The sequence below is a fragment of the Lysobacter firmicutimachus genome (assembly GCF_037027445.1).
GTDB classification, from domain to species: Bacteria; Pseudomonadota; Gammaproteobacteria; order Xanthomonadales; family Xanthomonadaceae; genus Lysobacter; species Lysobacter firmicutimachus.
The window spans coordinates 3,487,314-3,499,376 of record NZ_JBANDL010000002.1 but is presented as its reverse complement, the minus strand read 5'-3'; the positions used below and the strand labels follow the sequence as shown (position 1 = coordinate 3,499,376).

Here is a 12,063-nt window from a genome sequence, read left to right as displayed (position 1 = left end):
GAAAGCGTTGGGGGGTGAAGCGGGAACAGGGGATTGTCGCGGATTCGGCGCCTTGGTGGGCCTTCCTGGGCCGGGACACGGCCGGACGATAGTCCCGTTCCGGCGCCGGGAAGGGTGTCGAAGGTCATGTCGGGGGGCGCCGATCCGTTCAGCTTTGCCCCGCTTGCGCATCGGCTGTGCGCGCCGCCGCGACCGGCTGCGCATCGGCACCGTGCTAGCGTCGGGCTTTCCACGGCAGCGAGGCGGTCGAGCGATGCAAGTCCATTTCCACGGAGCGGCCGGCGAGGTCACCGGTTCCCTGCACGAGGTCCACGCCGCGGGCCGGCGCATCCTGCTCGACTGCGGAATGATCCAGGGCAGCCCCGAAGCCGAGCGGCGCAACTTCGACCCGTTCGGTTTCGAGCCGACCGCGCTCGACGCACTGGTGATCAGCCATGCCCATATCGACCACATCGGCCGGGTGCCGCTGCTGGTGCGGCGCGGTTTTCGCGGGCCGATCTACGCCCAGGCCGCGACCGCGGAGCTGATGCGGATCATGCTGCTCGACGCGGCCTCGATTTCCGAAAGCGAAGCCGAGCGCAGCAACCGCCGGCGCGGCGACGGCGAGCCCGAGGCGCTGCCGCTGTATACCCGCGACGATGTCGAAGCCAGCCTGCGCCAGGTACGCCCGCTGGCCTACGACGCGCGCGAGACGATCCTGCCCGGCGTCGACATCGCGTTCCGCGAGGCCGGCCATATTCTGGGGTCGTCGGCGGTCGAGCTGTGGGCGGAAGGGCGCAAGCTGGTGTTCTCCGGCGATATCGGCCCGAAGGGCACGCCGATCCTGCGCGATCCGGCGCCGATCGACGCGGCCGATCTGGTGCTGATGGAATCGACCTACGGCGATCGCCTGCACAAGGACCGCGCCGAGACCATCCTCGAACTCGGCCGGGTGCTCGACGCGGCCTGGAACGACGGCGGCAACGTGCTGATCCCGGCGTTCGCGGTCGGGCGCAGCCAGGAGCTGCTGTACTGGTTCGCCAAGTACTGGGACGAGTGGCAGCTGGCGCGTTGGCGGATCTTCCTCGACAGCCCGATGGCGGCCAAGGTGGTCGGCGTCTATGACCGCCACACCGCGCTGTTCGACGAAGACGCGCTGCGGGTCTGGCAGGAGCGGCCCAATCCCTTCCGCTTGCCCAATCTCCAGTTCAGCGAAACCGCCGAGCAATCGATGGCGATCAACCGCATCGAGCGCGGCGCGATCGTGATCGCCGGTTCCGGCATGGCCAACGCCGGGCGCATCCTGCATCACTTCAAGCACAACCTCGGCAAGCCGCAGACCCGCGTGGTGTTCGTCGGCTACCAGGCCGAAGGCACGGTCGGCCGGCGCCTGGTCGACGGCGCCCAATGGGTGCGCATCCACGGCCGCGACGTGCGCGCGCTGGCCCAGCGCCACACCATCGGCGGGCTGTCGGCGCATACCGACCAGCGCGGCTTGATCGAGTGGTACGGGAACATCGCCGGCCATCCGCCGTTGGCGTTGGTGCACGGCGAAGACAAGGCGCGCGAAGCGCTGGCGGGGGAAATCGGGGAGCGGTACGGGGTGGAAGTGGCGTTGGCGCGGCCGGGGATGACGTTGCAGGTGTAAGGAGATACAGGGGGGGGCAAGGCTTATTCACTGTATTCAGGAAATAACCCTCGCAAATGTCTGATCTGAAACGGCAAAAACTGTCGCCGCGCGTCATTTTTAGCGATTGATGTCTCATAAATGATGTACTTTCTTTCACGCTGAGGACGGCCCGGACTGTCGCTGCGGCGAGTCTTCGGCTGCGCACTGCACGTTGGCATGGTTATTGCGCTTCGTTGATCAAATGCGGGCGTTGGGCGCCTGATCGGAACGCGAAGATATGTCGACTCGACGACGGAGTGAACGAAGCATGGATTTTCGAGCGAGCAACGGCGCTGGATCGACCCCGGGAACCGCATGCGCACCTCGTTTCCGCCCTGGTGCGCGCAGAGTTTCCGGCGCGGCCCTGCTCGCCGCGATCGCGGTAATGCTGCCGTCGGCGCTGTGGGCGTCGGAGCAGAACCCCGATGTCGATGCCGCTACGGGGACCCAGACGACCTACCTCTCCGGCTTGAGCTTGACGGCCGTGTCCGGCGGCGGCGTACCGGGCACGACCTCGACGTCGGTGACGGCTGGCGGTTTGAGCTTCGGCGGCAACCCGCCCGGCGCCTACGACCCGCGCATCGATTTGGTGTCGGAAACCTTCAATTTCCTGACTCCCGGCACCACGACCGTGGTCGCGGCTGGCGGACAAGTGTCGCGCGGTAACTTGACTTTCAATTTCAGCCGGCCGGTGGTCAATCCACGATTCCATTTTGCGCGCCTTGGCGGTACCGGCGCAGGCGCAGGGTTCACTTCGACCTTTTTCACTTCGCCGGTGGGTTCGACCTGGACCGTCGTCGGCGGCACCCTGACCACCGTCAGCGCCAACACCGTGCTGCGCCCGTCATCGAACGCCCCTTCGATCGCGTGCGGAAATCCGGCCACGACCTCGGGTTGCGGCACCGCGCAGCTCAACGGCACATTCACCTCGATCGCGCTGGGCATCGGCATCGGTAATCCGACGCTCGGCGCTGGCGATCTGGGAGCGGACGGTTATACGGTGACGATCACCGTCGACGAAGATTTCAGCGATGCGCCGACCAGCTACGGCATGGCCGGCCACGTCAATTCCGGCCTGACATTGGGGCCGAGCCTCAGCGTCGATCCGACCTTGCCGCTGACGATCCCCAACGGCACCGCCTACATCACGCCCGCACCGGCGACCAGCCCGCGCGCCAGCAACGATGCTGCGGGCGACACCGACAACGCCTTGGGCACGCTGGCGCCGGTCGGCGTCGGCACCTACAGCCTGTCGGTGCCGGTGGCCGGCTTCCAGAGCGTGTCGGGTGCGACGCCGCAGTTGTGCGGTTGGATCGACTTCAACCGCAACGGCAGTTTCGAGACCGCCGAGCGCGCCTGTGCGAACGTGAGCGGCAACGGCAACGGCAACGTCGCGTTGAACTGGACCATTCCCACCGGTGCGACCTACGTCGCCGGCGAAAGCTATATGCGTTTGCGCGTGGGCTATACGACCTCGCAAGTGCAGAACGCGACCGGCCTGGCCGACAGCGGCGAAGTGGAGGACTACCCGATCACCTTGTTGCCGCGCGTGCGCCTGACCAAGGCGCTGGCGCCGACGAGCGACCCGGGTCTGTTCAATCTCTCGGTGGCGCCGGCCTCGGCGACCGCGGTGCAGACCAACAGCGGTACGGTTTCCAACGTCGGCCATAACGGCACCACCGACTGGGTACCGGTGCCGCTGAGCGCCCTGATCACGGTCAGCGAGACCGCGGGCACCGGCACCAGCCTGGGCAGCTACAGTTCCAGCATCGCCTGTACCGATCGCTCCGGCGCCAACGTCGTCCTCGGCGCGGCCGGCACCACGCGCACCTTCTTCAGCCTGATCAGCGCGCCGGTCGGGCCGCCGACTACGCCGAACACGGCCAACGCCAATCTCAGCGAGATCAGTTGCGTGGCGACCAACGCGCGGTTGCCGACGGTGCAGGCGGTCAAAGTCACCCAGAACGGCACCGGCACGTTCTCATTCAGCGGCAGCAACGGCATCGCCAATCACGACATCACCACCGCCGCCGCCGGCACCGGCGTGGCCGGCCCGGTGCAGGTGTTGACCGCGGCGAACACCGCGACCACGCTGAGCGAAGGTCCGTTGCCGGCAGGCTACCTGCTGGGCGGGATTTCCTGCACCGGCCTCGGCGCGGGCGGCAGCGCGAGCAACGATCTGGCCAACCGCAGCGTGACCCTGGACGCGGCGGCGACTGCGCCCGGCAGCGCCATCGTCTGCACGTTCACCAACGTCGCGCAGGTCGCCGATCTGGTCATCAGCAAGACCAACACGCCGTTGGCGGGCGACAACGATCAGGCCAACGACACCGTCGTGCGCGGCGCCGCGACCCAATACACGGTGAAGGTGACCAACAACGGTCCGGTGGCGGTCACCGGCGCGCTGGTGCAGGACGCGCCGGGCGCCGGCCTGAACTGCCCGGCCGGCAATACGGTGACCTGCAGCAGCGCCACCGCGGGTGCGTGTCCGACCACGCCGAGCCCGATTCTGATCAGTCACCTGAGCGCCGGCCTGGCGTTGGGCACGCTGCCGGTCGGCGCCAACCTCAGCCTGGTGTTTTCCTGCACGGTGCAATAAGCGGCAACGCGGCGGATTCAGTCCGCCGCTTCGCTGGCCAGCCAGCGCAGCATCGCGCGGCGCTGGCGCGCCTGGAGTCGTTGCCGCTCGCGATAGGCGCGATCCAGCGCCCGGTACAGCGCGACCAGCACCAGTACCAGAAGCAGGGCGAACGGCAGCGCGGCGACGATGATCAATCCCTGCAATGCGTCGAGCCCGCCGGCGAGAAGCAGCGCGACCGCGATCAGAGCCTGGATCGCGCCCCACACCGCGCGCCGCGACAGCGACGGGTCGGCGCGGTCCTCGCTGGACATGCCGGCCAGCACCAGGGTCGCCGAATCGGCCGAGGTGACGAAGAACATCATCAGCAGGGCGATCGCGGCGACCGACGCGATCCGCGTCGCCGGCAACTGTTCGAGCAGACCGAACAGCACCTGCTCATAACCTTGCGCCAGGGGGCCGGCCAAGTCGGCGCCGGCGAACATCTGCGCCCACAGCGCGCTGCCGCCGAAGACGGAGAACCACAGGAAACTCATCAGGGTCGGCACCAGCACCACGCCGAACACGAACTCGCGCACCCGTCGGCCGCGCGAGATGCGGGCGATGAAGCTGCCGACGAAAGGCGCCCAGGCGATCCACCAGGCCCAGTAGAAGATCGTCCACTCGCCGACCCACGGATCGCGCGAGAACGGCGCCATGCGTAGGCTCATGTTCGGCAACTGGTTGATGTAGCCGCCCAGGGTGGTGGTGAAGGTCTCGAACACGAAACCGGTCGGGCCGCATACCAGGACGAAGGCGAGCAGCAGCGCGGCCAAGGCGAGGTTGAGGTTGGACAACCATTTGATGCCGCGGTGTAGGCCGGTCAGGGACGATGCCATGTACAGCACGAAGGCGACCGCGACCACGCACAGCTGCAGGGCCGGCGTCGCGTCGAGGCCGAACACGCGCGCCAGCCCGGCGCTGATCTGGATGGTGCCGAAGCCCAGCGTGGTCGCGACGCCTATCGCGGTCGCGACCACCGCGGCGATATCGACCGCGGGTCCCGCCCAGCGTCGATGCCGCGCCGGGATCACCGGTTCCAGCAGGTCGCTGATCTGGCCGCGGCCGCGGCGGTTGAACCGGAACCAGGCCATCGCCAAGCCGACCAGGGCGTACACCGCCCAGGGATGCAGGCCCCAATGGAAGAACACGTAGCGCATCGACGCGCGCGCCGCTTCCCGGCTCTGCGGCGCCAAGCCCTCGGGCGGATGCAGATAATGCGACAGCGGCTCGGCCGCGCCCCAGAACACCAGGCCGATGCCCATGCCGGCGGCGAACAGCATCGACAGCCAACTGGTGCGCGAGAACTCGGGTTCGGCATCGTCGCCGCCGATGCGCAGATCGGCGAAACGGCCGAAGCTCAGGTAAAGCAGGAACAGCAACGCCGCGAACACGATCAGCAGATACAGCCAACCGGCGTGGGCGAGAGTGGGCGCGAGTACGGACTGGATCGATCGGTTGAACGAATCCGGTGCCAGCACGCCTGCGGCGACCAGGACGGCGAGCAGGACGATCGAAACGCGGAAGACCATGGATTCTCCTGTCGAGGCGTGCGCGCGGCGCGCGTGGCGGCCGCGCGCGGCCGATCACGCGAGACGTCGCGCCAAGCCAGCCGCGACAGCGTTGCGCACGAAGCGGGCTCGGCGATGCGCGCCCGCGCGGGACGGACGGGCAGGCGGCGACGATGCGACGCAGGGAGCCGAGCGGGAATGTCCGGCCGCGAGCCATGGCCGTCGCGTTGACGGCGCAAGCGGAGCGATGCGCTCCGGTGCGGTGGACGCGGCGATTGTAGCAGCCGTGCCGCCGACGATCTTCACATGTCCTGTATCGCGCCGCTTGCGATGGACATCCACACGCCAGCGCGGCCCGCGGCAACTCGAACGGAGCGCCCGATCGAGCGCGGCGCCGCATCGACGGCGTCGTGTGCGAGCGTGCTTCGTCGTGACTTGTCGGGCTCGCATCGGCGCAACGAAAGCGCGTGCGCAGCAGCGTTTGCGGACGATGCGGATTCCGATGGTCAGGCGGCGAACGGCGACAAAGTCTTGTTCCGTCTCTCCGTCTTGTTCGCCATCGTCGGTCAGGACGCTTCGACGATGACGACGCTGCAAATAGCAGGATGCCGTCGAGCCGGGAATGCACGGCGCCCCCATCGCATGGATACGGATTCAGGAATTTCATCGATGAACGACTGCGCTCGATGACCGTTCAGAGCGCCGGTCGGTGCCGATGGATCAAGTGAATGCCGCAACAGTCTGCCCTCCTGTTGCGCTCTTCAGATGGCCTTCACTTTCCTGTCTGCGCGATATCTGCGGCGACATGCCATAGCGATCGGCTGTTGCAGTGAATGTCGCTGCAGGCGACGCGTTCTTCGACGAAGCAAAATCTAAGATTATTCCGCATACATTTTTTGCGTCCGTCTGCCTAGAGTTAAACCCGCTACAAAGTCGAATGTGTTCGAGCGGACGCCGGACGAACGCCAAGCAGCCATCGATCCGGTGGCGATTCGAATCGACCGGGCTTGTTGTAGCTATGGTCGGGCAGCGATCAACGCCGCCCCTTACTTCTATCGCTTAAATCCTATCTGCCGCACGCCATGAACGGCGTGACTGGTTGGTGTCGCCGTAATAAGGAGATTTTCGATGTTGCAACGTTCAAAGAAGGTCTGCATTGCTGCGGTTGGCGCCGCATTGCTCGGTGCGGCGACGATGAGCTTGCCCGATGAGGGCAAAGGCTTTGCCGCCGAGTTTCCCGGAGCTCCGGATGCTTGGCTGTCGAAACTGTTCGGCGACGACCAGCCGGACCGAGCCTTGTTGGGCACGAGCCGTGCGAACGGGCATCCCGCCGGCACCGCCTCGGCCGAGCGCAACCTGTATGCGATGAATGGGCAAGAGCAGGGACACGGGCACGGGCAAGAGTGGCGCTCGGAGCATGGGGGGCGACAGGGCCGTTCCGCTCAGCCGTCGCAGCGCACGCTCCGCCCGGGGCCCGCGCCTTCGGCTGGCGAAGCGCTGTTCGGCGGCACTCATGTTCAGTCGAAGCCGCTCGAACCGCATATGGTGCCGCCGCAAGGCGTCTATCAGGGGCACCGGGTCAAGATCGGCGAAGAACAGGCGGCGATCGACGAGTTCAATCGCAAGCAGTGGCCCGAGAAGTCGCGCGGGCAGAGACAGGGCGCGAGCAAAGAGACGCCGGCGGGCGCCGCGGCGCACGAAGGTTGCAACTTCGTCGGTGCGGTCGGTGCCGACCTCTTGGAGCGGGTGCGGCATGCGGAATTTTCGTGCCTTAGCGCCCAGTACGTTTTGTCCCTGAGCGACGCGAGGAGTGTGTTCAGCAGCGCGAACATGGTGACTCTCGCCAATGAAGTCGAGCGGCTCAGCCGGATTTACGACGGCGACAACGACGGCTCCCTCAGGGAAATGATCTATGTCATGCGGGCCGTTTACTTCCTGGAAGACAAGTATCGGGACCAGGGTTTCCCCGCGTTCAATGCGAATGTGGCTCCGGCGGTTCGTTCGGCGCTCGACGCGTACTTCAACAACAACGTCGTCTTGGCCCTGGAGAACGACGTTCACGCCATAGTCCTCAACGAAGCCCTCACGTTGATCGATTCCACCCAAGAGGCGTTGCGCTATTTGCCGCGCATCCGCAGGCTGATCGAAAACTACGACAACTCGTACGAACGCATGCCCGGCATGCAGAATGCGATACGCCAGAGCTTGCTGGCTCTGTTCAACAGGGGCAAGAAGTACGAGGGCCTGTCGGATCAGGCGGGAATCGACACCGCCAACACGCTCGCCAATTTCATCCGCAACAACTACGGCTTGCTGGATACGAACGGATGGGACCTGGTGAGCGACAGCGGCGCGGAGTTGGGCCGATTCCTGCAGTACAGCGGCAACATCAAGTCGGCCGTCTCCGCGCAGCTTCGGGACCTGGTGCCTCGCACGTCGTTCCAGAACTCCTCCGCGCCGCTCCGGGCCAAGTTCGCAGCGCAGATCAACGCGCACGATCGCGCGAACTGCCAGCAGTACGGGCTGTGCGATTACATCGAAGCGTACAAGGAAGCGGTGTTGCCGACTCGCCATGTGTGCACTCCGAACGTCAGCATCCGCGCACAGCGCATGACCGCGGATCAGCTGCGTACCGCTTGCAATACGGTGGCGGGCGTGGAAGGGTTGTTCCATCAGCGCCTGGCGACCGGTAACAATGCAGTCGCCAACGACAATACCTCGCTGGAGATGGTGATCTTCGACAGCAGCAGCGAGTACAGGAAGCACTCGTCCACCTTCTACGGGAACGGCACCAACAACGGCGGCATCTACCTCGAAGGCAATCCGGCGACCGCAGGCAATCAGGGGCGTTTCATCGCCTATCGCGCCGAGTGGATCCCGGCGTTCACGATCTGGAACCTGGAGCACGAGTTCGTGCACTACCTGGACGGCCGCTACAATCTGTACGGCGACTTCAACGCCGCTTACAGCCAGGGCACCGTCTGGTGGACCGAAGGATTGGCCGAGTACATCTCGTGGTCGTTCCTGAATCAGGACAACACCCGGGCGCGCGACCATGCCCGGAGCAAGACTTGGACGCTCAGCCAACTGTTCAAGACCGATTACGGCGATTCGGCGCGGGTCTACCAGGGCGGGTATTTGGCCGTGCGTTACATGTTCGAGGAGCGATCCAGCGATGTGAACTGGTTCTTGTCCTACTTCCGGCCGGGGAACTATGCTGCTTACAAGCAGCGGATAGACGCCATCGGTACCGGCTATGACGGAGGCTTCAACAACTGGCTGGCTTGCTATGCCGACGGCACTGGCTGCCGGCCGCTGCCGGAATGCACTGCGGCGGACGTGCGTCTGATGGCGGGGAATTGCAGTCGCAGCAATATCTCGCAGACGAAAGGGAATCACGCTCATTTCTACATGAGGGTTCCGGCTGGGGTTTCGACGGTACGGATTACCGCGAGCGGTGGTACCGGCAACGCTAGTCTGTTCGCCAATACCCTTGGCCCCTCGCGTTGGGCGTACTCGTACGATCACAACTACTGGTCGAGGAATAGCGCCGGCAATGAAGAATCGATCGTAATCAACAATCCGCCGACCGACCGGGACATGTACTTCAGTCTCTACGGGGAAACGGACTTCAGTGGAGTGCGCTTGACGGTCAGCTATTGATTGCAGGACTCCAAAACGAGGGGCGGGCCTAGGCCCGCCCCTCGTTTGCGTCTAGGGTTGGGTGATATGCCTACTGTCGGCTCAGTGGCGAAGGGTTTCGTTACCTCACCTTAAAGGTGCACATCATCCCTGCTGAGAGGTTCTGTTGTTCATTCTTGCGATTGAGCGTTCGAAGACGCTTCTGAGTGATTCTGATGCTTCCGCGCCCTGCAGCTTGGTTGAAAATCGAGCGAAGCAGCCCATTCCCTTTTCCCCGAATCATGGGCTCTGTTGCTTCGACGCAGCCAAGCGTCCAGGACATCGCCGCAATTGGCTTTCAAGCCTGTGTGGCCGTTCCTGCCGTGCCCGGCTCCGCCTTGCTTTGGAAATAGATCGAGCCCTATCGGCCGTCCTCCGCCGCCCTCTCTTCTGCGCTGTGTCTACGCTTGGGTCGGCAGGCGGGGGGCTATCCGGTCTGCGCAACCCGCCTCAAGCGCGATAGCCCCGAGGGCTCGCTGCGAACGAACCACCGGGTCGAGGGGCGTGCGCCTACTGCGGGCCGGTCGCTGCTTTGATCGATGGTAGGCGCATCATTGCGCTAGCTTGCGAGCCTGATTCAGGTGCATGGCCACGTGCTCGCGGGTATCGCGCAAGTGCGCCTTGACCGGTTCGCCGCTCGCGGCAGGCATCAGTTGGTTGTCGATCTGCTCCAGCGCGTCCTGATGATCCTTCACCATCGCCGCGACATACGCCTTGCGGTAGTCGTCGCCAGACTTGGCCCCAAGCGCGTCGAGTTCGGCTTTGCCCTTGTCCTTTATCGCCTGGACTTCGGCGCCCTCGGCCGGCGTACCCAGGGTCCGGGTCTTGGCTTGGTTGGCGCCGTGTTCCTTCTCCATCAGGTTGGCGAACTCCAGCACCGCGCCGCTCACGCCTTTCTGCTGAGCCTGGCGTGCGGCTGCGATCTCGTGTTCGTTGAGCGCCGTCAGCAGGCCCAGGACCAGCGGGTCGCCCTGTGCGGCATCCGCCGCGGGCATCGGCGCGGCCGCATCGGCGCTCAGCGTGGCTCCAGCCGGCGTGTCGGTAGCGGCCGGAGCCGGGCCGGCGGCGGCATCGGCGGCGTGATCGGCCGGGCGAGCGGGATCGTTGCGTGGATTGTTGCAGCCGCTCGCGGCGGCGGCGATAGCGACGAGCAGGACGAGCGTTCTCATGGCGACTTCCTCTGCGGACAGAACGCCCTGAACGTCGCAGATTCCATGCCAGATGCGTGCGTAGCGGCATTCGCGGGTTGCGCGTGGCGCAATGAGCGCAGTTTGCGCACGACCGGAAAATCTTGCCGGTGCGGCGAAGCGTCGACGCCGTACGCAGCGCCGATCGCGGGAGGGTGCGATTCGCGACGGCGGCGAGGTCGCGGGACCGTCCGAAGGCGACGCGCTCAGTGTCTCGGCGCGACGGCGCGACCGCGGCGCAGCGCCGCGGTTTCCCAGGCCGCCACGACGACGAACACGGCCGTGGTCGCCGCGCCCAGGGCCAGTGCCGACAGGTGCAGCGGCGCCGCCGCGAGCGCGAGCGCCGCCAGCATCGCCAGCCCGGCCATATGCGACAGCGGCGGGAACCTGCGCGTATTGGTGACCCATTTGAACAAGGCGCAGCCCAGCAGGTACAACGCCGGGCCGCCGACGATCGCGGCGATGCCGGCCGGCTCGGCATGGTCGGGATGCACCAGCACCAGTTCGTCGGCCACCGCGCAGACGACGACGCCGCCGACGATCAGCAGATGCAGGTAGGTATAGGCCAGGCGCGCCTGGCGCGCGCTGTCGCCGCCGTGGACGATGCGGTGTTCGCCGCGCGCGGCGCCGCTGTCGAAATAGATCCACCACATCGCCACGCTGCCGAGGAAGGCGAGGCAGAACGCGGTCACGGTGGTGGGGTTCCAGTCCAGCTTGGCGAAGGTCGCGCCGGTGATGAGGATCGACTCGCCCAGGGCGATGATGATGAACAAGCCGCAGCGCTCGGACAGATGGCCGCCCTCCACGTCCCAGTCGGCCAGGCTCGAACGGCCCAGGCCGGGCACGCGGAAATAGGCGACCGGGCCGAGGTATTCGATTGCGACCGCGCCGAGCCACCAGATCAGGCGCGGCTCCGGTTCGGCCAGGCCGCCGCCGATCCACAGCAGCGCCGACAACGACAGCCAGACCAGGATGCGCAGGAAATTGCGGAAATTGCCGGGACTGCGTCCGCCGCGCAGCGCCCACAGCATGAACAGCGTGCGGCCGACCTGCATCGCCGCGAACACCGCGCCGAACGCGAGCCCGCGTTCGCCGAAAGCCTGCGGCAGCGACGAGGACAGCAGCAGTCCGCCCAGCATCAGGCCGAAGATCATCAGCCGCACCGGCACTTTTTCCGGGTCCAGCCAGTTGGTGACCCAGGACGTGTAGATCCACAGCCACCACACCGCGAGGAACAGCAGGCCGGTGCGCAGCGCGCCGCCGGTGTCGAGGTGTTCGAGCAGAGTGTGCGAGAGCTGGGTGACCGCGAACACGAACACCAGGTCGAAGAAAAGCTCGCTGAAGCCGACTTTGGCGTGGCCTTCGCGCGAGCGCAGCAGGGTGGGGCGGGAAGACGTCGTCATCGATGGGCCGCGGTTG

7 protein-coding genes are annotated in these 12,063 nt (G+C 65.9%); 4 read left to right on the top strand and 3 right to left on the bottom strand.

The genetic code is table 11. From position 1 onward, the window contains the following. The first annotated feature begins 253 nt into the window (after positions 1 to 253). A complete protein-coding gene (locus tag V2J18_RS15205) occupies positions 254 to 1,627 on the top strand; it encodes an MBL fold metallo-hydrolase (RefSeq protein ID WP_336132179.1) in 1,374 nt (457 codons plus the stop codon). A 406-nt stretch (positions 1,628 to 2,033) separates the two neighbouring features. Further along, the gene (locus tag V2J18_RS15200; protein ID WP_336132177.1) at positions 2,034 to 4,247 is read left to right on the top strand and encodes a prealbumin-like fold domain-containing protein; all 2,214 of its coding nucleotides are present in this window, start codon (positions 2,034 to 2,036) and stop codon (positions 4,245 to 4,247) included. 17 nt (positions 4,248 to 4,264) lie between these two features. Here the strand turns inward: V2J18_RS15200 and V2J18_RS15195 are convergent, their stop codons facing one another. After that, the gene (locus V2J18_RS15195; protein WP_064747471.1) at positions 4,265 to 5,797 is read right to left on the bottom strand and encodes a BCCT family transporter; all 1,533 of its coding nucleotides are present in this window, start codon (positions 5,795 to 5,797) and stop codon (positions 4,265 to 4,267) included. Between the two features lie 285 nt (positions 5,798 to 6,082). On the opposite strand from V2J18_RS15195, the gene V2J18_RS15190 reads away from it, so the two are divergent. Further along, positions 6,083 to 6,466, top strand: a complete 384-nt coding sequence (locus V2J18_RS15190) for a hypothetical protein (protein ID WP_336132174.1) — start codon at positions 6,083 to 6,085, stop codon at positions 6,464 to 6,466. A gap of 438 nt (positions 6,467 to 6,904) precedes the next feature. Further along, positions 6,905 to 9,439: a collagenase gene (locus V2J18_RS15185; protein ID WP_336132173.1), complete on the top strand. Its 2,535-nt coding sequence runs from the start codon at positions 6,905 to 6,907 to the stop codon at positions 9,437 to 9,439. A 569-nt stretch (positions 9,440 to 10,008) separates the two neighbouring features. Here V2J18_RS15185 and V2J18_RS15180 read toward each other — a convergent pair. Together V2J18_RS15180 and V2J18_RS15175 are read right to left on the bottom strand one after the other, a co-directional pair. Next, positions 10,009 to 10,626 (bottom strand): DUF4142 domain-containing protein, encoded by a 618-nt coding sequence (locus V2J18_RS15180; protein WP_064747469.1) that lies wholly within the window; start codon positions 10,624 to 10,626, stop codon positions 10,009 to 10,011. Positions 10,627 to 10,850: 224 nt separating this feature from the next. Continuing rightward, positions 10,851 to 12,047 carry a low temperature requirement protein A gene (locus tag V2J18_RS15175; RefSeq protein WP_064747468.1) on the bottom strand — a complete coding sequence of 399 codons (1,197 nt, stop codon included), beginning with the start codon at positions 12,045 to 12,047 and terminating at the stop codon, positions 10,851 to 10,853. Positions 12,048 to 12,063: the final 16 nt, after the last annotated feature.

Bases quoted from the DNA above. Each gene is read 5' to 3' on its own strand.
- V2J18_RS15185 (WP_336132173.1), top strand. From the start codon at position 6,905: ATGTTGCAACGTTCAAAGAAGGTCTGCATTGCTGCGGTTGGCGCCGCA.
- V2J18_RS15180 (WP_064747469.1), bottom strand. From the start codon at position 10,626: ATGAGAACGCTCGTCCTGCTCGTCGCTATCGCCGCCGCCGCGAGCGGC.
- V2J18_RS15190 (WP_336132174.1), top strand. From the start codon at position 6,083: ATGTCCTGTATCGCGCCGCTTGCGATGGACATCCACACGCCAGCGCGG.
- V2J18_RS15175 (WP_064747468.1), bottom strand. From the start codon at position 12,047: ATGACGACGTCTTCCCGCCCCACCCTGCTGCGCTCGCGCGAAGGCCAC.
- V2J18_RS15205 (WP_336132179.1), top strand. From the start codon at position 254: ATGCAAGTCCATTTCCACGGAGCGGCCGGCGAGGTCACCGGTTCCCTG.
- V2J18_RS15195 (WP_064747471.1), bottom strand. From the start codon at position 5,797: ATGGTCTTCCGCGTTTCGATCGTCCTGCTCGCCGTCCTGGTCGCCGCA.
- V2J18_RS15200 (WP_336132177.1), top strand. From the start codon at position 2,034: ATGCTGCCGTCGGCGCTGTGGGCGTCGGAGCAGAACCCCGATGTCGAT.